21 protein-coding genes and 1 riboswitch are annotated in these 21,889 nt (G+C 53.9%); of the genes, 4 read left to right on the plus strand and 17 right to left on the minus strand.

The annotated features are described in order from the left end of the window. Positions 1-128 precede the first annotated feature (128 nt). Entirely contained in the window at positions 129-539 is a 411-nt protein-coding gene (locus ACTJI9_RS20085; RefSeq protein ID WP_115054173.1) for a DoxX family protein, read from the plus strand. On the opposite strand, the gene ACTJI9_RS20090 is transcribed toward ACTJI9_RS20085, so the two are convergent. The 6 genes from ACTJI9_RS20090 to ACTJI9_RS20115 form a co-directional block, all read right to left on the minus strand. After that, on the minus strand, positions 532-882 hold the full coding sequence (locus ACTJI9_RS20090) for a DUF779 domain-containing protein (protein ID WP_440810524.1): 351 nt from the start codon (positions 880-882) through the stop codon (positions 532-534). The genes ACTJI9_RS20085 and ACTJI9_RS20090 overlap by 8 nt on opposite strands. A gap of 105 nt (positions 883-987) precedes the next feature. Beyond that, positions 988-2,505, minus strand: a complete 1,518-nt coding sequence (gene adh / locus ACTJI9_RS20095) for an aldehyde dehydrogenase (RefSeq protein WP_336442052.1) — start codon at positions 2,503-2,505, stop codon at positions 988-990. Positions 2,506-2,675: 170 nt separating this feature from the next. Then, on the minus strand, positions 2,676-3,647 hold the full coding sequence (locus tag ACTJI9_RS20100) for a sigma-54-dependent Fis family transcriptional regulator (protein ID WP_115054170.1): 972 nt from the start codon (positions 3,645-3,647) through the stop codon (positions 2,676-2,678). Between the two features lie 139 nt (positions 3,648-3,786). Beyond that, positions 3,787-4,560 carry a precorrin-6A synthase (deacetylating) gene (gene cobF / locus ACTJI9_RS20105; protein WP_440810527.1) on the minus strand — a complete coding sequence of 258 codons (774 nt, stop codon included), beginning with the start codon at positions 4,558-4,560 and terminating at the stop codon, positions 3,787-3,789. Then, positions 4,557-4,820, minus strand: coding sequence for a hypothetical protein (locus ACTJI9_RS20110; protein ID WP_440810529.1), 264 nt, complete (start codon positions 4,818-4,820; stop codon positions 4,557-4,559). The genes cobF and ACTJI9_RS20110 overlap by 4 nt, the downstream gene beginning before the upstream one ends. Before the next feature lie 102 nt (positions 4,821-4,922). Next, positions 4,923-5,145: riboswitch (cobalamin riboswitch) on the minus strand. 137 nt (positions 5,146-5,282) lie between these two features. Continuing rightward, entirely contained in the window at positions 5,283-6,323 is a 1,041-nt protein-coding gene (locus ACTJI9_RS20115; protein WP_115054167.1) for a glutamine synthetase beta-grasp domain-containing protein, read from the minus strand. Positions 6,324-6,671: 348 nt separating this feature from the next. Here ACTJI9_RS20115 and ACTJI9_RS20120 point away from each other — a divergent pair, with 348 nt between their 5' ends. Beyond that, the gene (locus ACTJI9_RS20120; protein WP_115054166.1) at positions 6,672-6,929 is read left to right on the plus strand and encodes a GlsB/YeaQ/YmgE family stress response membrane protein; all 258 of its coding nucleotides are present in this window, start codon (positions 6,672-6,674) and stop codon (positions 6,927-6,929) included. A gap of 5 nt (positions 6,930-6,934) precedes the next feature. Here the strand turns inward: ACTJI9_RS20120 and ACTJI9_RS20125 are convergent, their stop codons facing one another. The 9 genes from ACTJI9_RS20125 to ACTJI9_RS20165 form a co-directional block, all read right to left on the minus strand. After that, a complete protein-coding gene (locus tag ACTJI9_RS20125; RefSeq protein ID WP_307280793.1) occupies positions 6,935-7,720 on the minus strand; it encodes an ABC transporter ATP-binding protein in 786 nt (261 codons plus the stop codon). After that, positions 7,717-8,493: an ABC transporter permease gene (locus ACTJI9_RS20130; protein WP_307280797.1), complete on the minus strand. Its 777-nt coding sequence runs from the start codon at positions 8,491-8,493 to the stop codon at positions 7,717-7,719. The genes ACTJI9_RS20125 and ACTJI9_RS20130 overlap by 4 nt, the downstream gene beginning before the upstream one ends. Positions 8,494-8,550: 57 nt before the next feature. Further along, positions 8,551-9,498 (minus strand): ABC transporter substrate-binding protein, encoded by a 948-nt coding sequence (locus ACTJI9_RS20135; RefSeq protein ID WP_115054163.1) that lies wholly within the window; start codon positions 9,496-9,498, stop codon positions 8,551-8,553. Positions 9,499-9,609: 111 nt separating this feature from the next. Beyond that, positions 9,610-10,902 carry an amidohydrolase family protein gene (locus ACTJI9_RS20140; RefSeq protein ID WP_440810573.1) on the minus strand — a complete coding sequence of 431 codons (1,293 nt, stop codon included), beginning with the start codon at positions 10,900-10,902 and terminating at the stop codon, positions 9,610-9,612. Positions 10,903-10,909: 7 nt separating this feature from the next. After that, positions 10,910-11,851: an ABC transporter permease gene (locus ACTJI9_RS20145; protein ID WP_440810532.1), complete on the minus strand. Its 942-nt coding sequence runs from the start codon at positions 11,849-11,851 to the stop codon at positions 10,910-10,912. A 1-nt stretch (position 11,852) separates the two neighbouring features. Beyond that, the gene (locus ACTJI9_RS20150) at positions 11,853-12,938 is read right to left on the minus strand and encodes an ABC transporter permease (protein WP_336442114.1); all 1,086 of its coding nucleotides are present in this window, start codon (positions 12,936-12,938) and stop codon (positions 11,853-11,855) included. Beyond that, positions 12,938-14,500 carry an ABC transporter ATP-binding protein gene (locus ACTJI9_RS20155; RefSeq protein ID WP_336442048.1) on the minus strand — a complete coding sequence of 521 codons (1,563 nt, stop codon included), beginning with the start codon at positions 14,498-14,500 and terminating at the stop codon, positions 12,938-12,940. Before ACTJI9_RS20155 ends, ACTJI9_RS20150 begins: the two co-directional genes overlap by 1 nt. A gap of 257 nt (positions 14,501-14,757) precedes the next feature. Continuing rightward, a complete protein-coding gene (locus ACTJI9_RS20160; RefSeq protein ID WP_115054159.1) occupies positions 14,758-15,756 on the minus strand; it encodes a BMP family protein in 999 nt (332 codons plus the stop codon). A gap of 212 nt (positions 15,757-15,968) precedes the next feature. Next, positions 15,969-16,202: a hypothetical protein gene (locus tag ACTJI9_RS20165; protein WP_115054158.1), complete on the minus strand. Its 234-nt coding sequence runs from the start codon at positions 16,200-16,202 to the stop codon at positions 15,969-15,971. Between the two features lie 270 nt (positions 16,203-16,472). Here ACTJI9_RS20165 and ACTJI9_RS20170 point away from each other — a divergent pair, with 270 nt between their 5' ends. Both ACTJI9_RS20170 and ACTJI9_RS20175 read left to right on the plus strand, forming a co-directional pair. Continuing rightward, on the plus strand, positions 16,473-18,266 hold the full coding sequence (locus ACTJI9_RS20170) for a chloride channel protein (protein WP_440810535.1): 1,794 nt from the start codon (positions 16,473-16,475) through the stop codon (positions 18,264-18,266). Positions 18,267-18,432: 166 nt separating this feature from the next. Continuing rightward, a complete protein-coding gene (locus ACTJI9_RS20175) occupies positions 18,433-20,286 on the plus strand; it encodes an ABC transporter ATP-binding protein/permease (RefSeq protein ID WP_440810575.1) in 1,854 nt (617 codons plus the stop codon). Positions 20,287-20,448: 162 nt separating this feature from the next. Here the strand turns inward: ACTJI9_RS20175 and phoB are convergent, their stop codons facing one another. Both phoB and phoU read right to left on the minus strand, forming a co-directional pair. After that, positions 20,449-21,135: a phosphate regulon transcriptional regulator PhoB gene (phoB, locus tag ACTJI9_RS20180; protein WP_008128223.1), complete on the minus strand. Its 687-nt coding sequence runs from the start codon at positions 21,133-21,135 to the stop codon at positions 20,449-20,451. A 16-nt stretch (positions 21,136-21,151) separates the two neighbouring features. Continuing rightward, the gene (gene phoU / locus ACTJI9_RS20185; RefSeq protein WP_115054154.1) at positions 21,152-21,880 is read right to left on the minus strand and encodes a phosphate signaling complex protein PhoU; all 729 of its coding nucleotides are present in this window, start codon (positions 21,878-21,880) and stop codon (positions 21,152-21,154) included. Between the last annotated feature and the right edge of the window lie 9 nt (positions 21,881-21,889).

Here is a 21,889-nt window from a genome sequence, read left to right on the forward strand (position 1 = left end):
CTCCTTTAAATTAGCCGCCACAATTTTCATCCTTCAACGCTTTGAAAAAAATTTAAGAGCACTTGTAGGAGATATTACCCATGGTTCGTCCTTGAGGCACTACATCACACTCAAAAGGACGAACGAAGATGGAAAATATCGCATATGCCGGCAACATTTCCGGCAAGAGCCTGTGGGCTGGCCGTATCCTCAGCGGCATTTTTATACTGTTCATGATCTTTGATGGCGGCATCAAGCTCGTACCACTGGATATTGTTATCCAGACAAGCGCTGAAATCGGGCTTCCAACCACGGTGGCATTCGCGCGCGGCCTTGGTATCTTGGGCTTGGTCTGTACCGCTCTCTATGCCTGGCCGCGCACTTCCATACTGGGTGCGATCCTGCTCACAGGCTATCTCGGCGGCGCAATCCTCACACAATTGCGCATTGGCAATCCGCTGTTTACGCATCTGTTCTTCGGCGTTTATCTTGGCCTGATCATGTGGGGAGGTCTTTATCTGCGTGACCGTCGCCTTCGGGCTCTTATCCCATTCAATTAGGAGTGGCGCAAACTTTCGATCGCGTCAGAAATCGGACTTCCCGGCCATTATCCAGCGAGAACATTCCGCCGCGGCCGGGAACCACATCGATAATAAGCTCGGTATGCTTCCAGACATCATATTGCGACGCGCTGATATAAACCGGCGCACCGCCAATCTCACCAAGCTTCACATCATTATCGCCGATGATAAAGTCACCCTGCGCATAGCACATGGGAGACGAGCCATCGCAACAGCCCCCAGACTGGTGAAACAGGATTGGGCCATATTCGGATTGCAAAGTTGCAATCAACTCGAGCGCCGCTGGTGTCGCGCTCACCTTGTTTTCAACCATATGGCCCATGCACACCTCCAACCTCTCCTCGGCTTACCAATCGGTAGTAAAACCATTTGAGAATTCAGCCTGACAAGGCATGGTACGCCCGTCAGGCTGTATTCACATCGGTTTTTAGAAGAAGCCGAGTTTCTTTGGACTATAGCTTACCAGCATATTCTTGGTTTGCTGATAGTGATCAAGCATCTTCAGGTGGTTTTCACGGCCGATGCCCGATTGCTTATATCCGCCAAACGCGGCATGAGCCGGATAGGCGTGATAACAATTGGTCCAGACGCGACCGGCCTGAATGGCGCGGCCAAAGCGGTAGCACCTGTTAGCATCACGGCTCCAAATGCCTGCGCCGAGGCCGTAAAGCGTATCATTGGCGATAGACAGGGCTTCGTCATCATCTTTGAACGTCGTCACCGAAACGACAGGGCCAAAGATTTCTTCCTGGAAAATCCGCATCCGGTTATGACCCTTGAACACGGTCGGATGCACGTAATAACCCCCAGCAAGATCGCCGGACAGAACATTGCGTTCGCCGCCGATAAGAACCTCAGCGCCTTCCTGTTTGCCAATGTCCATATATGACAGGATTTTTTCCAGCTGTTCACTGGATGCCTGCGCACCAATCATGGTCGCCGGATCAAGCGGATCGCCCTGTACGATGGCTTCCACGCGCTTAAGGGCACGCTCCATGAAACGATCATAGATTGACTCGTGAATGAGCGCGCGGCTCGGGCAGGTACAGACCTCGCCCTGGTTAAGCGCAAACATGACGAAACCCTCGATGGCCTTGTCAAAGAAGTCATCATCCTCAGCCACCACATCCTTGAAGAATATATTTGGTGACTTGCCGCCCAGCTCCAGCGTAACGGGAATAAGGTTCTGGCTGGCATATTGCATGATCAGACGACCCGTCGTGGTCTCGCCGGTAAACGCGATCTTGGCAATGCGCGGGCTCGACGCGAGCGGTTTTCCTGCTTCCAGACCAAAACCATTGACGATGTTGAGAACACCCGGCGGCAGGATATCGGCAATCAGTTCCGCAAGTACCAGAATGGATGCCGGGGTCTGCTCGGCAGGTTTAAGCACCACGCAATTGCCCGCCGCCAATGCCGGGGCGAGTTTCCACACAGCCATCAATATTGGGAAATTCCACGGAATGATCTGTCCGACAACACCCAGCGGTTCGTGGAAGTGATAGGCCACAGTATCGTGGTCAATCTCTGAAATTCCGCCTTCCTGCGCACGGATGGCACCGGCAAAATAGCGGAAGTGGTCGATTGCAAGCGGCATGTCGGCTGCCGTCGTTTCGCGGATTGGTTTGCCATTGTCCCAGGTTTCAGCCTGCGCCAACATAGCAAGATTATCTTCCATTACCTGTGCAATCTTGTTGAGCATGACGCTGCGCTCAGCGGCACTTGTCCGGCCCCAGGCATCCTTTGCAGCATGAGCGGCGTCCAACGCGGCCTCCACATCGCTGGCATCAGACCGGGCAATTTCGCACAGCACCTGCCCGTTGACCGGCGATGTATTCTCGAAGTAACGGCCTGCCTTCGGCTCGACGAATTTCCCGCCAATGAAGTTGCCGTAGCGTTTCTTGAAGTTGGGTTTGACGGTTCGGTTGAATTCTACCTTGTTCATTGAACTTCCTCCCTGAAGCAACGCGTCAGGGTAAGGACCGGACGCATTGCACGATTTCCACACCGCCTCCTCGCGGCATATTCAGAGGATCGCGCTTTACAGCTTGAGTGTCATCCCTGGCAGGCAAAGCGAATGCAGGATTTGTCGCAATATTGAGACACATGAAAGTCTCAGTTCAAGCCAAGCCGTTTAAGCTTGCGATGCAGGGTAGCTCTGCTCATGCCCATCATGTTCGCGGCAATGGAAACATTGCCATCTGCTTTTCGCAGAACTCGCTGGATCACGCTGCGTTCGGCGGCTGCAAATCCTCGTTCCGCATCGGTATCCTGCCCGAGCAGATTCGCCGCAGGTAATGGGCTGCTCAGGCTTTCGTCAGTCAGCCCGAGAAGTGCACGCGCCGAACGCGATGCGCCAACCACAAGATCGTCTTCGTCCACTGCAATTAATGCGTTCAAAGCCCGGTCATGGCCGCGTTCGCTACCCTGTGCCATGACGATGCGCGCTTTGGGAAAGGCCAATCGGAAATTTTCCGCTTCCACCCGCCGGGCGGCATCCACCACAGCCATGGCAATGAGTTTGACAAAGCCCTCGGTCAGATCGGAACGTGCCGACGATACGTCAATCGCTGCCATCAGCCGCCCGCGATGATCGAAAATCGGTGCCACAGTACAAGAAAGCGCTGTGTTGCGACTGCGGAAATGCTGGTCGCGGTGGATCGTCAGGGCACGTTGTTCAGCCAGCGCTGTGCCAATGCCATTGGTGCCCTCGCACTCTTCGCTCCAGACTGCTCCCGTCCAAAGTCCCGCCTTGCAAAAGGTGGCATCATCGCCCTCATAGCCCCGGCGATCGACTGGAACACCATTCTTGTCCGCTAAAAGGACGCAACATCCCGCACCACCCACCGCCGAATAAAGCCGGTCGAGTGCGATTTCTGCGGTTTCTATGAGAGATCCCAGCTCTTCACGCGCTTCACGCAATTCCTGATCGGTCAGCATGTTTGGCGGCGTGCCCTCATCAGGCTTCAAGCCGTAGAGACGCATTGAACGCCCCCACGATGCAACAACCGCTGACTGCGCAGCAGCGTCACCTGTCACGGCAGATTGGATATGCTCGGCATGTAAGCCGTCATCCTGCGTTCCCATGGTCCTCCTCCGAAGTCCATGTACAGGGTGACGCCTGTTCTCGCCTACGTCAAGTCACCTATTGATGGCGGCAACCGGGGCTGCTCTACCGCCGCGATTTAAGGGCGTAGGTCCAAAACGCCCCCGGTTATAATCGCAGCTATTCTCCAATCTCGTCATATGACCTTTTCAGCAAATATGTATCCATGATCCAGCCCTTTTGCGCGCGCGCAACATTTCGCAACCGCTCAATATCGTCAACGACATCGCGCAGCTTGCCGGACATGAGAATCTCGTCTTCCGTTCCTATGTAAGCACCCCAATAAATATCGACATCTTCATCAATTGCCTTGAACGCGCCCTCGCCATCGAGCATCACAATCACGCTTTCCGAATTGTTCGGAAAACCTTCGGCAAGCTTGCGCCCTGTGGTTATCGTAATGGACTCGCCGATTCGATTGAGCACAACCTTATGCTTTGCCGTGAGCGCCTGAATGCTGCTAATGCCGGGAATGACATCATAGTCCAGTTCGAAATTGCCCTTTGCGTTAAGTCTGTCGAGAATGCGGATCGTGCTGTCATAAAGCGATGGATCACCCCATACGAGGAAAGCACCACACTCATCATCGCCAAGCTCCTCCATAAGCAGGTGCGCATAGGTCGCTTCCATTTTGTCGTGCCAATCCGTGACACTTGTTCGATAGGTCGAGGACGGTTTCTCGCGCAGCGGCGTTTCAAAATCCACCATGCGGTAGTCTGGGGCGGTGATGAACCGCTCGCAAATTTCCCGACGGATCCGGGACAGCTGCTCTTTCTCAGCTCCCTTATCGGGAATGAAAAACACATCGACCTGATTGAGCGCATTGACTGCCTGTATGGTCACGTAGTCTGGGTTGCCCGCGCCAATTCCGATGATGAGCAATTTGCGTTTCACTGGGGCACACGCGAGGCCGACGATAGTTCCGGCCTTTGACTCTCTTCGATCAAAGCACAGAACAGTTCGTGGAGGCGTTTTGCCCCCGCATGTTTTCCGGCAAAGGCCTCAAGCTTTATAATCTCCTGACTTGCAGCTGCAACGATATTGGTGCCGCGAGGCCGGGAAAGCAGCCAGGCAAAAAACACGTCTTCCGGCACAGTTGCCGCGTTGACCGATTGTGGGTTGTTATATTGATTTGTACTGGCGCCGAGTATCATGCTTAACCCCGATTGTTGGGAACAAGGGTCAAGCGCGAAGATTGCAGATAGTCAGCCTGCGGCAAACCATTGCAAGCGACACACCGGGACACCCCGCCCGTGGACGTTCATCATGTTTCGGCAGGTCTCCTGGCTCACAGGTCAGTATTACTGTCTGGCCTTCCCGGGAAATCCCAGTGACCTTTTGCCTGAACGAATTCAAGCGACAGCAACTCGCTGTTTACAGTTGCGGGGGCAGCGCCGGCATTGGTGAATATCACTTCACCGGCTTCCCTCTTAGCTCCCGGCTTTGCAGCACGGGAGAACCGGAACACTCTTATAAGAACCCAGCCCACCTATTGAGGTCAACAGGGCAGGCGTAAATTTATCGGGGGGAAACCGGTAAACGGCTGAATGCGGCGCATCACCAATAGAAAATGGCGCAGGCTGGTGCCCGCGCCATTCCAAACTATTCAAACAAGATCAAGCGGCGAGAACTTCTTCCGCATCTTCCGGCACTTCAGAAATTGTCCGCAGGATTTGCGACGCGATCTGGTAGGGGTCGCCCTGCGAATTCGGACGGCGATCTTCAAGATAACCGCGATAGCCATTGTTTACAAAGCTGTGCGGAACGCGGATTGATGCACCGCGATCAGCAATGCCGTAGCTGAACTGGTGGATCGACTGGGTTTCATGCTTGCCGGTAAGGCGCATATGATTGTCCGGTCCATATACGGCGATATGGGCAGCGCAATTCTGCTCAAATGCCGCCATGACCTTTTCGAAGTAATCCTTGCCGCCGACTTCACGCATATAGGTGGTGGAGAAGTTGGCATGCATGCCCGAACCATTCCAATCAGTATCGCCGAGCGGCTTGCAATGATATTCGATATCGATGCCGTATTTTTCAGTCAGGCGCTGCAGGAGATAGCGTGCAATCCAGACCTCATCGGCAGCCTTCTTGGAACCTTTTCCGAAAATCTGGAATTCCCACTGGCCTTTTGCCACTTCAGCATTGATGCCTTCATGGTTGATGCCGGCATTCAGGCAGATATCGAGATGCTCTTCGACGATCTTGCGGGCGATATCGCCAACATTGCTGTAGCCAACGCCTGTATAATATGGGCCCTGCGGCGCAGGAAAACCTGTCTCAGGGAAGCCGAGCGGGCGGCCGTTCTTGTAGAAGAAATATTCTTGTTCGAAGCCGAACCATGCGCCGTCATCATCAAGAACAGTTGCGCGGGTGTTGGAAGGATGCGGTGTCTTGCCATCGGGCATCATGACTTCGCACATGACGAGAACGCCATTCTTGCGTTCACTGTCCGGATAAAGAGAAACAGGCTTCAATACGCAATCCGAGCTTTTGCCCTCTGCCTGCATTGTCGAGCTTCCATCGAAGCCCCAAAGCGGCAATTGTTCCAGCGTCGGAAATACGTCGAATTCCTTGATCAGCGTCTTACCGCGAAGATTTGGCGAAGGGACATAACCGTCGAGCCAGATATATTCGAGTTTATATTTTGCCATTCCGTTTCTCTCATATTTTATTGTGCAGACCGGTTGCGAGGCCTGCATCGTGGAGCGCAGTTCGCAGATAGAATTGACAATGCAAACAGCGTGCCAATTCGCTCAGCCGGATCGCAAAAATTTGAAAAACATATTAGCCGGATATTTTTAGCGGTGCTTTTTGCAGTTTGAAGCTGCCATTGCTATGCTGACGGCTCAGAAAAACCGCTTTTACCAATCGCCACGTTGATACATTTTTAGGCAGGTGCGGAATTTCTAGGCATGATAAGGCGCAAATTCTGTCGCGAGCTTGGAACCAATAACTCACTTCCGGATTAACGATCTGGAATGAACGAAATGGAGAGTATTATGGAAAGTGCCGGAATCGGGTGGATCGCAGCAATCATCATTGGTGGCGTTGCGGGCTGGCTTGCAGAGATGTTCATGAAGAGCAACATGGGCGTCATCATGAACATCATACTCGGGATCGTGGGCGCGATAATCGCCAACGCAATCCTTTCCATGGTCGGCGTCGTCCTTACAGGCTGGCTGGGCTATTTGATTGCTGGCTTTATTGGCGCCTGTATTCTTATCGCTGTTGCCCGCATGTTCAAACGAACAGCCTGATTTGATTAATGAGAAACGGCAGCGAGTATAGCCTCGCTGCGAATTTCCTCGGTCAATTGAAGCCGTATCCGGGCAAACTCGGGTGCGGCTTTAACCGTGTAATGGCGCGGATGTCCCAGCGGTACCGGCGTGATCGACTTGATACGGCCCGGCCGCGCTGACATCGTAACCACGCGTGACGCCAGAAAAATCGCTTCTTCAATATCGTGCGTGACAAAGATAACTGTCTTTTGTTCCCGCTCCCAAATACTGAGCAGCAGTTCCTGCATCAAGCCTCGCGTCTGGTTATCCAGCGCTCCGAAAGGCTCATCCAGAAGTAGTATTTTCGGATCATTCGCCAAGGCGCGGGCAATTGCCGTGCGCTGCTGCATGCCACCGGACAATTGCTTTGGCCAATGGTTTTCAAATCCTTTAAGTCCCACCTTGTCGATGTAAGAGGCGACAATTTCAGCTTTTTCCTTTGCGCCGACGCCGCGTTCTGTCAGGCCGAAACCAATATTCTGTTCGATCGTCAGCCATGGAAACAGCGTATAGGACTGGAACACGACACCGCGATCTGCGCCTGGACCTTTCACCTCTTTGCCATCAAGCGTGACCGTGCCCGTGGTCGGCCGGTCAAGCCCCGCAACAATACGTAACAGCGTGGATTTTCCGCAGCCGGATGGTCCGAGGATGGACACGAAATCATTGTGCGGAACAGTCAAATCCGTCGGTTGCAGCGCCTGCACAGGCTGCCCGCCGCGAACACCCGGAAAGACACGGCTCACGCCTTTAATGATGAGCGTGCTCATGCGAGCCTCCATGCAAAAAGGCGGCGATTGACCGACTTGAACAGGAAATCTGAAATCAAACCGATAATGCCGATAACAATAATGCCGAAAATAATCTGACCTGTAGCGAGCAGCGCCTGACTGTTGATGATCATATACCCGATACCGGAGGATGCGCCGATCATTTCAGCCACGATGACATAGGTCCACGCCCAGCCCAGAACCAGCCGCAATGTCTCAGCCACGTCCGGGGCATTGGCAGGAATAAGCACGCGCTTGACCACACCCCGGTCATTGGCGCCGAGTGTATAGGCCGCTTCCACCAGGTCTCGCCTTGTATTGGCAACGGCAACGGCAACCATGAGAATGATTTGAAAAACGGCACCGATGAAAATCACCAGCAGCTTTTGCAATTCGCCGATACCCGCCCACAAAATGAGAAGCGGAATAAATGCCGATGCAGGGAGATAACGCGCGAAGGATACAAATGGCTCAAGGAGGGCTTCGATCGGTTTGTAAGCTCCCATCGCAATGCCAAGCGGCACGGCGATAATGGCAGCGATGATGAAGCCGCCAACAACACGCCAGATCGTCATTCCGATATCATAGAGAAAGTTCTGCTCCGACAGCAAAATCCAGCCATCATTCACCATGGTCAGAGGGTCTGCAAGAAAGGTGCTGGATACAAAGCCGCCGAAAGTCGCAAAAGACCAGCCACCGACAAAGAGAATGAAAAACAGAATACCCAGAAGTATCCGCGCTTGCGCCCCGATGGGCTGTAAAGGTCTGAACATAAAGTCCCCTTGGCAAAAACGAAGAGCGGACAATGCCCGCTCTTCGCGCAAGCCTCATTATTGTATGAAGCTGGTATCTACAATTGTTGAAAGATCGGGCTTCTTCTTGATGATGCCAATTTCAAGCAGCAATTCTGCAGCTTCCTCAGAAAAGGTCATGAATTCCTTTTCGAAGAAGATCTTGTTTGCAGCCTGATCCTGCCACTTCAGGTACTGGGCAGATTCTGCGAACTTTGCACCGGACTGCTTTACATCTGCTCCCATGATCTCAAAAGATTTATCCTTGTCTGAAGCAATCAGGGCCAATGCATCAAAATAGCTTTTGGCCAGCGCTTTTGCAGCTTCAGGATTCTTCTCCAGAAACTCATTCGTGCAGCCGAAAGTATCCATCACAGCCGGATAATCCAATGTGGTGGCGATGATCTTGCCCTTGTCTGGCGCAGCGCGAACAGTGGACAGATATGGCTCATAGGTCATGGCCGCGTCATTCTGCCCAGCGACGAAAGCCTGTGCCGCCGGTCCAGGTTCCATATTGACTACTTTCACGTCTTTGATCGAAAGACCATTCTTCTTCAGCATCCATGCCAGCACGAAATAAGGCGAGGTGCCAGGTGCAGAGGCCGCAACGGATTTGCCCTTGAGGTCAGCAATCGCGTTGACATCGCTGCGTACCACCATTCCGTCCGCGCCAAAGGATTTGTCCATCTGGAAAATCTGCTTCGTCGCGACACCATTGGCATTCCACGAAATCCATGTTTCCACGGTGGTTGCCGCGCATTGAACATCGCCGGAAGCAAGCGCCAGATGACGGCTGGCTTGCGGAATTTTGGTCAGCGTCACATCAAGACCGTTCTTCTTAAAAATTCCGGCCTGCTTTGCCAGCGTCAGCGGCGCGAAACCTGTCCATCCGGAAAGGCCGACGGAAACTGCTGTCTCTGCAAGTGCAGCGGTGGGAAAAAGTGCAAAAGCAACAGACGCGATTGCGATGTATTTTTTTAAACTCATCGTGACAGAACCCCTTTGTTTATTTTTTTGGCAAGCAGATATCTGACTATATGATAGGCAGGCCGGGTTTCTTTTGTCTACACATATTCGAAGAATTTATGTGAACCCAACTCACCCGAGCCGCGGCGCATAACTTGCAGGATCAATATTTTCTGGCCTGCCTGCAAGATCAAGCGCGCTCACCTTTGCCGGTGTTTTCGCGATCACTTTGCCGCCCTTTATAACAGCAAGGCGGGTTGCCTTCAGGCGTATGGCTTCTATCGTATCGGCGGCTTGCAGCAGCACCATGTCGGCCTTGCAGCCGACATCAAGCCCGTAGCCTTCAAGATTCAAAATCTTGGCCGGCTCTGTCGTCACCGCAGCAAAGCACTGGCGCATGGCGTCGCGGCTGGTCATCTGCGCCACATGCAGTCCCATGCTGGCAACGTCCAGCATATCGCCCTGCCCCAGCGAATACCAAGGATCCATCACGCAATCATGGCCGAAGGCGACAGTAACGCCATGAGCCAGAAGTTCCGGAACGCGTGTCATTCCGCGGCGCTTGGGATAAGTGTCATGGCGGCCCTGAATGCCAATATTGATCAGCGGATTGGCGATTGCGGCCACACCAGCTTCTGCAATCAGCGGCAAGAGCTTGCTGACATAATAATTATCCATCGAATGCATGGATGTCAGGTGCGAGCCTGTCGAGCGACCGCCAAGTCCGAGCCTTTGCGTTTCATAGGACAGAGTTTCGATATGGCGTGACAGCGGGTCGTCAGTCTCGTCGCAATGCAGATCGATCATCAGCCCGCGCTCGGCAGCGATTTCGCACAAGGCCCGAACGCTTGCTGCACCATCTGCCATGGTGCGCTCGAAATGAGGAATGCCGCCGACAACGTCGACACCCAAATCCAGTGCGCGCTTAAGCAGATCGACCGCACCGGGATAACGATAGTAACCGTCTTGCGGGAAAGCCACGAGTTGCAGATCAATATAGGGCGCAACGCGCTTTTTGACCTCAAGCAAGGCTTCGACGCCAAGCAGTCGCTCATCGCAAATATCGACATGGGTGCGGATAGCAAGCAGCCCTTGCGTGACCGCCAGATCGCAATAGCGCATTGCGCGCTCAATCACGGCTTCATGCGTCAGGAGCGGCTTCAACTCACCCCATATCTGAATTCCGTCCAGCAGCCTGCCGCTCTCGTTCAAACGCGGCTGACCCAGCGACAGCGTTGCATCCATGTGAAAATGGCAGTCGATGAAAGGCGGCGATACCAGGAGACCCGCCGCATCGATCACCTCACCCGCTTCGCCGGTCACATTGGCTTCAACCGCTGCAATACGCCCGGATATTACGCCGATATCCATGCCTGAGCGACCATCAGGCAGGGTTGCATTGGTTACTTTCAGATCGAACATGATGAAACCTTTATCTTTGACCCTTGAACCAGGGCACGAGCAATGAACGCGGATAGTCAGCCTTGCGGGCAACCAGAACCAGCGCCAGAATGGAAAGGAGATAGGGCATCATCAGGAAAACCTGTCCTGGAACGAATGCTCCCACTTCGGTTTGCAGCCTGATTTGAAACGCATCAAATGCGCCAAACAGCAAGGCTCCGAGCAGCGCTTTTCCCGGTTGCCATGACGCGAATACGACGAGCGCAATGCATATCCAGCCACGTCCGTTGACCATGCCGAAGAAGAAAGCATCAAAGGCTGACATTGTAAGGAATGCACCGCCAAGAGCCATAAGCGAAGATCCGGCAATTACCGCACCTATACGCAGGCCGCGCACCGAAAGGCCCTGCGCTTCCACTGAGGATGGATTGTCGCCAACAGCCCTCAATGCAAGGCCAAGCGGCGTGCGGTAAAGCAGCCACGCGACCACGCCGACCAGGACGAAAGCCAATAGGGTCAATGCTGTCTGTTGAAACAGTACCGGACCAATAAACGGGATATTGGAAAGAACCGGGATATCAAGCGGCTGAAACGGGACAATGCGCGGTGGCGTCGACACATTGGGCAGGGCCGTGCGATAGGTGAAATATCCCATGCTTGTTGCCAGCAGCGTTATGCCAATGCCGGAAACATGCTGCGACAGGCCCAGCACCACCGTCAGAATTGCATGCAGCAATCCGAAGATTGCTCCTGCCAGCGCCGCGACCAGCACGCCGGTCCATAGGCCGCAGCCCATCCAGACCGCCATCCACCCTGCCATCGCGCCTGCAGTAAAAATGCCTTCAATGCCGAGATTGAGCACGCCGGCACGCTCACAGAGCAATGCGCCGAGCACGCCAAAAATCAATGGCGTTGCGATGCGGATGGCTGCCGCCCAGAAATTTACTGTCAACAGGATTTCGAGAATTTCCATTCTACTCTCCTGCCTGCAGGGGCGAAATGCCACGTTCGAATTTCAAACGGTAGCGCAGGAAAAATCCACCCACGAGAACGCAAAGCAGCGACAGCGCGACCACGAGATCAGCGAGATAGTTGGACACACCCGTCGCGCGGCTCATGGAATCCGCGCCGACAAAGACTGCCGCCACAAACAGTGCCGCAAGGACGACGCCAAGGGGATGCAGACCAGCAAGCATCGCAACGACAATTCCGGAGTAACCGAAACCGGGAGACAGATCGGCTGAAAGATAACCTTTGACCCCAGCCACCTCGCTCACCCCTGCCAGACCCGCAAGCCCACCGGAGATCAAGGCCACTTTCAGCACAGTCGCATTTACAGGCACTCCGGCAAATCGCGCCGCTGGCTTGTTTTCACCCACAGCCCTGATTTCAAAACCGAGAACAGTTTTGGAAACGGTAATCCACAAAATGAGCGCTGCGACCAAGCCGATAATCAGCCCGCCATGGACACGCATGCGCGCAAAGAGCTTGGGAAAGGCGGCTGCATCGGCCAATGGAACCGATTGTGGCCAGCCCAACGCAAGCGGGTCCTTGATCGGCCCCTCTATCAGCATCTGAACGAAGAGTATGACGATGAAATTGAGCAGCAATGTCACCACGACTTCATCGGCACCAAAGCGTAGTTTCAGCAGCGCAGGAACGATCATCAGCAGACCACCGGCAATGATACCGGCAAGGATGATGGCGGGTATCAGCAAAGGTCCCGGCAAGGATAAAAGCCCGCTGCCCACACCAACTGCCGCGAGAGCTCCGGCATAAAGCTGGCCCTCCGCACCAATGTTCCAGAGCTTGGCACGGAATGCGATGGCAGCGGCGAGGCCGGTCAAAACGAGCGGTGTTGCCCGGGTAAGCGTCTCGGAAAAGGCAAATATGGAGCCGAACGAGCCCTTGAACATGAGCCAATAGGCCGTCAGCGGCGATACGCCCGCAAAACTCACCGGCACAGCCACCAAGGCAAAAGCGGCAAGCGCAGCTATAACGGAAATGATGATGCGCGCATTGAGCGAAACATCATTACGAGGCTGCAACGATATCCGCATCACGATGCCACCTGTAGGGTATGTCCCGCCATCATCATTCCCACTGATCCCCGGTCCAGTCCTTCTGCTGGTCCTGCATCCATCACTTCGCCCGTATGCACCACGAGCAGCCGGTCGGAAAGTGCAAACAACTCATCCAGATCTTCCGAGATCAGAAGCACGCCTGCACCACGATCCCGGGCAGCGAGAATACGCTGATGGACCTCCGATTGGGCGCCAATATCGAGGCCGCGCGTTGGTTGATTGGCGAGGATAAGTTTGGGAGAACGCTCCAATACACGCGCCAGAATGAGCTTTTGGATATTGCCGCCCGAAAGAAGCCGCGCCTGTGCATCTGGTCCCTGGCAACGTATGTCATAGGCCTTGATGGCATCACTCGCCCTTTTGCGCATGGCCTTGCGGTTGATGAATCCGGCGGTCTGAAACTCTTTGCCGTGCAGATCTTCTATTGCAATATTTTCGGCCACCGACATGGACCCGACCACACCATCATGCTGGCGATCTTCCGGCATGCGTGCAACGCCCGCCGCAACCAAAGCGCGCGGATCGCCAGTTTTCATGGGCTTGCCATAGAGCCGCACCGAACCTTTATCGACTGTCTCAAGGCCTGAAACCAAAGCCGCAATTGCCGATTGGCCATTGCCTGACACACCCGCCACGCCGACAATCTCCCCTGCCTTGATGACAAAGGAAACCTCGTTGAGCGATTGACGCACCGATCCGCGTTTCAACGACACTTGATCAAATTCCAGCACTGCCGCGCCAATCTGCGATGGCTTGCGCTGCAATGGCGGCACAGCGCGCCCGACCATCATATCAGCGATCGAACGTTTATCCGCAGAAGCCGTAGTCAATTCTCCGGCCTTCTTGCCGCCCCGCAACACCGCGATGCGGTGTGAAACCGCCAATACTTCACCCAGCTTGTGTGAGATGAAAATAACGCCCAATCCGCTTGCAGCAAGCCGGCGTAGAATAATAAAAAGCCCGTCCGCTTCCTGCGGCGTCAATACTGCGGTCGGTTCATCCAGAATCAACACCCGCACATCGCGGTAAAGCGCCTTGAGAATCTCGATACGTTGTTTTTCACCGACACTCAGTTGCGCGGTTTTCACGTCAAGATCGACCGTCAGCCCGCTTTCACGCATGATTGCGTCGATCCGTTTGCGCAAAGCGCGACGGCTGCGCCAGACCTGCCATAGCGATTCCGTGCCAAGCACAATATTATCGAAACCCGTCAGATTTTCGGCCAATGTAAAATGCTGATGCACCATGCCGACACCAGCATCCAGAGCTGCACTCGGCGAGCCTTTGGGCAATTCATGCAGAACACCTGAATCATCCGCGACACGTATCGCCCCCTCTTCCGGCACATAATGCCCGAAAAGAACGTTCATCAATGTCGTCTTCCCGGCGCCATTTTCGCCGAGAAGCGCGAGTATCTCACCCCGTTTGAGGGAAAGGCTCAAATCATCATTGGCAACGAGAGAACCGAAGCGCTTGGTGATGTTGTCGAGAGCCAGGACGACAGAGCCATTCTCCGCCTGTCCTTTTGTCTGTGTCATGTCTCTGCCTCACCAAAAGCGATCTTGTCCATTTCCCATATTATCCTTGGCATACACATCATGCGTGGTTCGACAAGCTCACCATGAGGAAGGTGGCGTTTGGCAAGAAGCGATGATTTGCACAGTCGCGATTATCCACGCAATCAACCCACCTCCCTCATGGCGAGCTTCCTGAGCTTGTCGAAGGGCGAACCACGCAGCGCAAACTGTGCAATTAATCCACCCTCTTCAATGCGTTATAGTCTGCCTTGATTGCCCTATTTCGTCGATTTGGGTTCCGCGTCATTGATCTCGATCTTCAGCGTCCCCGCCTTGATCTCGGCTTCCTTGGCTTTTGCGATCGTGATTGATTCCGGGGTTGCAAGCTTTTCATCGACGACGATGCTGCCGCCGCCGGCACCGAGGAATGAATAGATCCCGAAATCAGCCGCTTTGAAGCTGCCCGCCTTCACCTCCGCGATCGCCTTGTCGGCCGTCGGCTCAAAATGCCAAAGCGCGCTGGCAAGAACTGTTCCGGGATAATCCTTGGATGTATCGATCACATTGCCAATGGCCAGAACGCCGCGCTCCTTGGCAGCATCGGACACGCCGAAGCGTTCGGCATACATAATGTCCGCACCGGCATCGATCATCGCGAATGCCGCTTCCTTGGCCTTGGGCGGATCATACCAGGAATTGATAAAGGTCACGAGGAACTTGACGTCAGGATTGGTTTCCTTGGCGCCTTGAATAAAGGCATTCATCAGCCGGTTAACTTCCGGAATTGCATAGCCACCGACAAGCCCGATTATATTGCTTTTGGTCTTGGCGCCAGCAATGAGCCCGGTCAGATAGGCAGGCTCCTGAATGAAATTATCAAAGGTGGCAAAGTTCGGCTCTACCGGCGGTAGCGAAGAACCCATGAGGAATTTGATATCCGGATATTCGGCGGCAACAGCGCGCGAGGGCTTTTCAACGCCAAATGCCTCGCCAACAATCAGATTTGCTCCCTGTTCGGCATATTCGCGCATAACGCGCTCATAATCCGTATTGGAGACATTTTCCGAGTAGGAATAGTCAATATCGCCACGCTCCTTGGCGGCATTTAGCGCCAGATGAATCCGGCTAACCCATTGTTGCTCAATCGGAACCGTGTAGATGCCAACCACTTTGATTTTTTCCTGAGCTGCCGCCGGTCCAAAAGCGGCCATTGTCAAGGCAGCGCCAGCGACGAGCCCGATGAAAGCCCTGCGGCCTAATTGGAAAACAGTTTTCATATCATTCCCCTTATTGTTTATTTTTTGATCACAACCCCATCACCGCTACTTAATAGGCAATGGCAGTTTTTCGCAATGTGAAAGGGAAAATGACAAGAGGATTATCGAAATTCTGCACAGCTCAACTGCGCAAGAGCACCAAAAGAAATTGGCGCCGTGTCGGGCAGGACAGGCGCCATCTCATGCCGGAAGGTCCGGTATATCATGCGGCTCTATTTCGGGCAGCACATTGAACGCTCTGCCGCACCCGGACGATAAAGCCAATTGGGTGGCATTTTCAGAACGTGAAATGCGCGTTCCTGTCTTTGCGGTGCCTGGCTCAGCCTGCCGACGCGCGCCATTAATGTGCGAACCTCATCCGACTTCACGCCATCACTCGCCATCATTTGACGGATGATCGGTTCAGCCAGCAATTCGTTCAGTGTTGGTTCAATCGCTTCCAGCATGATTCTCTCCTCAAATGATGACAGTGCTGGCAATCTGACCGCGCTCAATGTCGCTTGCATGTCGTCATTATGGCGGTTGTAAGAATTGCTTCGGGCGATCTGGAAAATCTCGCCATAAAGTGGAAAACCCAAAAGCAATCAATGGACGCATGCGCATGCATCATTTGAATTTTGCTGCCAAGCGGCTTAGGGTCAGGGCTTGTCGCTATAACCAAAAGACGCCCGAAACGGCATATTTTCCCGCAGTTCGAATAATTCAAAGACCGTTCCATGCTCCGTAAGTTTACATTGCGTCGTCTCGGCGTCTTCTCCATTTTTCTCGCACCGAGCCGCTTGCGTGCCTTTGCACGAAGTCATGAAGCAGGCCTTGTTCTGGTTGCCGTACTCGTCGGCATTTTTTCAGGTTTCGTCGTGACCGCGATGAGCCGCATCGCCCAATATCTGCACTTGGTGATCTTCAACCTGCAACCCGGTGAACGTCTGTCATCATCAATGTCCGCAAGTCATACGGCGCTCTTTTTCGCTCCAATTGTGGGGGGTGCTATTCTTGGTGTCCTGCTCTTCCTTCTGGCGCTCTACCGTAAAAAGCCGATTGTCGATCCGATTGAGGCGAATGCCCTGCATGGTGGCCGTCTCTCACTCAATGACAGCATCATCGTCACCGTCCAGAATCTGATTTCCAATGGCTTTGGCGCTTCCGTGGGACTGGAGGCAGGTTATACCCAGCTCGCCTCCGGTTTGGCGTCGAAGTTTGGTCTGTCCTTGCGCTTGAGACGTTCGGATATGCGCATCCTCGTTGGTTGCGGCGCTGCCGGCGCTATCGCCGCCGCGTTCAACGCTCCGTTGACTGGCGCATTCTATGCCTTCGAGCTGATCATTGGTTCCTATACTATTTTAAGCCTGACACCCGTTGTTGCCGCCGCACTTGTATCCAATCTTGTCGCGCGGGCACTTGCCGGTGATAATTTCGTTATCGACATTGGCGAGTTCGGCACCGTTGTTCCCGCCGACTATGTCCCGGCGCTTCTCCTCGGCTTGCTTTGTGCCGGTGCTGGTATCGCGCTGATGAAGGGCGTCGCTTTCGTTGAAGAACTCGCCCGCAAAAGCTTCATCCCATTCTGGATGCGACCCGTCCTTGGCGGTGCGGTTGTCGGCGGACTGGCCTTGATTTCACCGCAGGTGCTGTCGGGAGGTCATGGCGCGCTGCATCTCAATCTGGATTACACAGGGCCTATTGCCGGCATTATCGGTATTATCCTGCTGAAAGCGCTTGCGTCCGCCATTTCCATCGGTTCGGGTTTTCGCGGGGGCCTGTTCTTCGGCTCACTTTTCCTAGGTGCACTCCTTGGCAAACTCTTTGCTTTTTCCGCACCCTATGTCTTTGCCCACGCAACCCTGACGCCCGTGACCTATGCGGTTGTCGGCATGAGCGCTCTGGCAGTCTCGGTGATCGGTGGCCCTTTGACGATGACCTTCCTCGCATTGGAAATCACAGGGGACTTTCCGATAACGGTTCTCGTGCTTGCCGCTGTCATTGCGGCATCCATTACAGTCCGGAATACATTCGGCTACTCCTTTGCCACATGGCGCTTTCACTTGCGGGGTGAAAGCATCCGTAGCGCCCACGATGTGGGTTGGATTCGCAATCTGACAGTGGCCAAGCTGATGCGTACAGATGTGCGCACGGCTTCCGACAAGATGAGGATCAGCGAATTCCGTCAGGAGTTTCCGCTCGGCTCAACGCAACGTGTCATCATTGTCAGCGATGAGAATAAGTATGTCGGCATCATAATCGTTGCGGAAGCGCATTCAGGCATCACGGAGACAACCGATGAAGCGCAACCTATTGGCCCATTGATCAAATATCAGGGTGAGTATCTACAACCGCAAATGAATGCGCGACAGGCCGTACGCCTGTTCGACAATGCCGAAGCCGAAGCTTTGGCCGTCGTTAACGACATTGTGGAACTGAAGGTCGTCGGACTTTTGAGCGAAAGCCACACGCTGCGGCGATACAGTGAAGAGCTTGACCGGCAGCGCCGACACGTGTCCGGCGAAATCTGATCACTCATCATATTCGCAAATTTTAACCCCATTTTAACCACGGTTTGTTGCAATGCGTAACATTGTGTTACTGTAATTGGAATCAAACCGGGGCAATCTCTTGCAATCAGGCACCAAGTCAGTTGGGAAATCATCTCCCGTCAACGGAAACTCCGCATTGGCATCAATGTGCAGCTTCTGGGGACTGCTTAGGGCGTACTGGACCTCCGAGCGCTGGGTTGAAGCCTGGACGCTGACAATCGCCATTGCGCTTTTGACCGCCGCAGCCAGCAAGGCCAGCGTCTGGATGGCGATGGCGTCGGGCGAGTTGATCAACTCGCTGGTCGACATACACGACCCTTTTGTCGTTAATCCGCTCAATGTGATCCTCGCAAATGCCGGTATTCTCGTTGCAATTGTTGCAGTCAAGGAAATTGGCTTCATCGGTGTCCGTCACCTCCTTTCGACAACCTTGCATCGTAAATGGCGCGGCTGGCTCAATGGCCACTTCGGTGAGGCGCTGCTTGATGAACAGCACACACATTATCATTTGCAGCAGGGAAGTTCGGCGGAGCAGACTCCCGACAATATCGACCAGCGCATTCAGGAATCCATCAAGGGAATGACCGGCGGCGCCATTGGGCTGGCCATGGGCGTGCTGGGCGTCACAATGTCCATTCTTTTCGTGGGCCAGAAACTCATTGAACTTTCAACGCCAATACCCGGCCTTGATTTTCTTGGAGATTATGGCAGTGCCACGCTGGCCTTTACGGCCATTGCGCTCTACGTGCCCGTCAGCACATGGATTGCCATGCGTATTGGCCGCGCTCTTGAAAAACTCACCCTCGCCATGCAGCAATCCGAAGGCAGTTACAGAAGTGAGCTGACCACATTGTTGCGCCGCAGCTTTCAGGTTGCCGCTGCCAATGGCGAGACTGTTCAAAAGTCGTTAAATGACAAGCTTTACAGAAGCGTCGACAATAATTGGGGGCGTTTCAATGTGTTCGATGCCTGCTATATGTCGTTCACCTCGATCTACAATTTCTTTTCCGCCCGTATTGTCGCCTATATACCCGGTCTTCTGCCCTATATGGGTAATACGATCAGCTTCAAGAACTATATTACCGGTTCCGAGCTTGTTGGTTCGATGATCAATGAATGCTCCTGGTTTATCCATGTCATGCCCGCAATTGCCAATTTGAAGGCAAATGCACGGCGCGTTACCGAATTGGCCCAAGCGGTCGAGCGTGTCAGCCAGCCCTCGGAATATTATCGGTCCACCGGTGTCAGTGAGTTCAAATTTGCAACACAGCATGAAGCCTTTGGCGTCTCGGTGCGGGGACTTGAATTGATGCATCGCGACAGCGAGGCCAAAGCTTTTCTCACACTTGGAAATATGCGGTTGCGCAAGGGCCAATGGGCTTACATCAAGGGCGATTCCGGTAGTGGAAAAACCTGTTTGCTCAAAGCAATGAACGGGCTTTGGGGCTATGGCCGTGGTGAAATCTTTTACCCGAAAGATGCGGCAACAATGTATGCGGCGCAGGAGGTCAAACTTCCCGGCGTGTCGCTGAAACAGCTCGTATGCCTTCCAATGGATGAAAGCCGTTTTGGCGATTCCTCCGTTGCGGCCGCCCTGCACCGCGCCGGCATGGGCGACTTTATTGAAAACCTTGGTGAAGAATGCCGCGATGGCACGTCTTGGGACCAGCTCCTGTCGGGTGGCCAGAAGCAGAAACTGGTGCTTGCGCGCATATTGCTGCACAAGCCTGCGGTTTTGTTTCTTGATGAAGCAACCGGCGCGCTGGACCCGGACTCCAAGATCGCCTTCCATCAGGCCATCAAGGATCATTGTGCCGGAACCACCGTTATCAGCGTGATGCATGAGATCGAAGCGCCACGCTCGGTTTCCGGCGAAAACTTCTATACGCATATTTTGGAGATCAATGGCGGCACAGCTATCCAACGGCCACTTCTGGAGACATTGGTCGAGCCAGATCCGCTACCAGCAACAAACTTCCCGCTGATTGCCGCCGAATAGCCCTTTTCGGACACCGCGCTTTTTGTCCGGTAGAAGCAGTTCTGTTTAAATGAGACTACCGGTCATTTGCGCAAGCCATCTCTAGCGCAAATTGGCTCATATAACGCCAATTCTGTTTCCCGGCCGAGACAGAAATTCGATAAAGAAAAACGCGCTTTAATCCTATCCGAAGGAATAGCCTGCACCGCGCACGGTCCGGATCGGATCAAGCGATCTGCCAATATTGATTGCCTTGCGCAAACGGCCAACATGCACGTCAACCGTGCGGTCATCGACGTAAATATCCGCGCCCCATACATTATCCAGGAGTTGTCCGCGCGAGAACACCCGGCCTGGAGACTGCATCAGGAATTCCAGCAGGCGGAATTCTGTCGGTCCGAGCTTGAGTTCACGCTCTTTGCGGAAAACCCTGTGCTGTTCGCGGTCAAGTTTCAGATCTCCAAAGCTCAACACATGCGACAAGAGACTTGGATTGACCCGGCGTAGCATGGACTTGATGCGTGCCAGCAATTCCGGTGTCGAGAACGGCTTGACCATGTAATCATCCGCACCGGTTGAAAGACCGCGAACACGCTCGCTTTCTTCACCGCGCGCGGTCAACATGATGATCGGCAGGATTTCTGTCTCGCGCCGAGCACGCAGGCGGCGGCAAAGTTCAATACCGGAAAGGCCTGGAAGCATCCAATCGAGGATCAGCAGATCCGGCACCTTTTCGCGCAAGGCGATTTCGGCTTCGTCACCACGGCTGATGGTTTCGACAATATAGCCTTCTGCCTCCAGATTATAACGCAGGAGAACACTGAGGGCATCTTCGTCTTCAACGACTGTGATTCTGGGAGCTATAGGCATGGTCTGCTTCCGGCAATTATGGCGTTACTGGCTCGTCAAGAATAACGGTATGCGACTGATCTTCCTTCGGGCGTTCCGCCGGAAGCTGTGTTCCCGTTACAATGTAATAGACCGTCTCGGCGATATTGGTGGCATGGTCACCGATGCGCTCAATATTCTTGGCGCAGAACAAAAGATGCGTGCAAGCAGATATATTGCGCGGATCTTCCATCATATAGGTCAGGAGTTCGCGGAACAGCGACGTGTAAAGCGCATCAATCTCATCATCGCGTTCACGGACGATATTGACCTGTGCCACCGAGCGTGTCGCATAAGCGTCGAGAACATCCTTAAGTTGTGTCAATGCCAGTTCTGCGATGGTCTGCAGGCCGCGATAGACAGAGAGCGTCTGGCGCGTATCGTTAACGGCTACGACACGCTTGGCAATGTTCTTGCCAAGATCGCCGATACGCTCAAGATCGGATGAAATGCGGATCGTGCCGATTACTTCACGCAAGTCGATCGCCATTGGCTGGCGCTTGCCGATGATGGTGATCGCCTTTTCGTCAATCTCGCGCTGACCGGCGTCGAGGATAAGGTCGTCAGAGATCACGCGCTGGGCAAGCGCATTGTCCGAATTGACCATGGCCGACACAGCCTGTTCGACCATGCGCTCCGCATGTCCGCCCATCTCTGCAATCTTGTGCGTCAGAAACTTCAGTTCATCGTCATAAGAGCGGACGGTGTGTTGTGCTGTGTCAGTCATTGTCTAACC

This window comes from Phyllobacterium sp. 22552 (assembly GCF_052044585.1).
GTDB lineage: Bacteria > Pseudomonadota > Alphaproteobacteria > Rhizobiales > Rhizobiaceae > Phyllobacterium > Phyllobacterium ifriqiyense.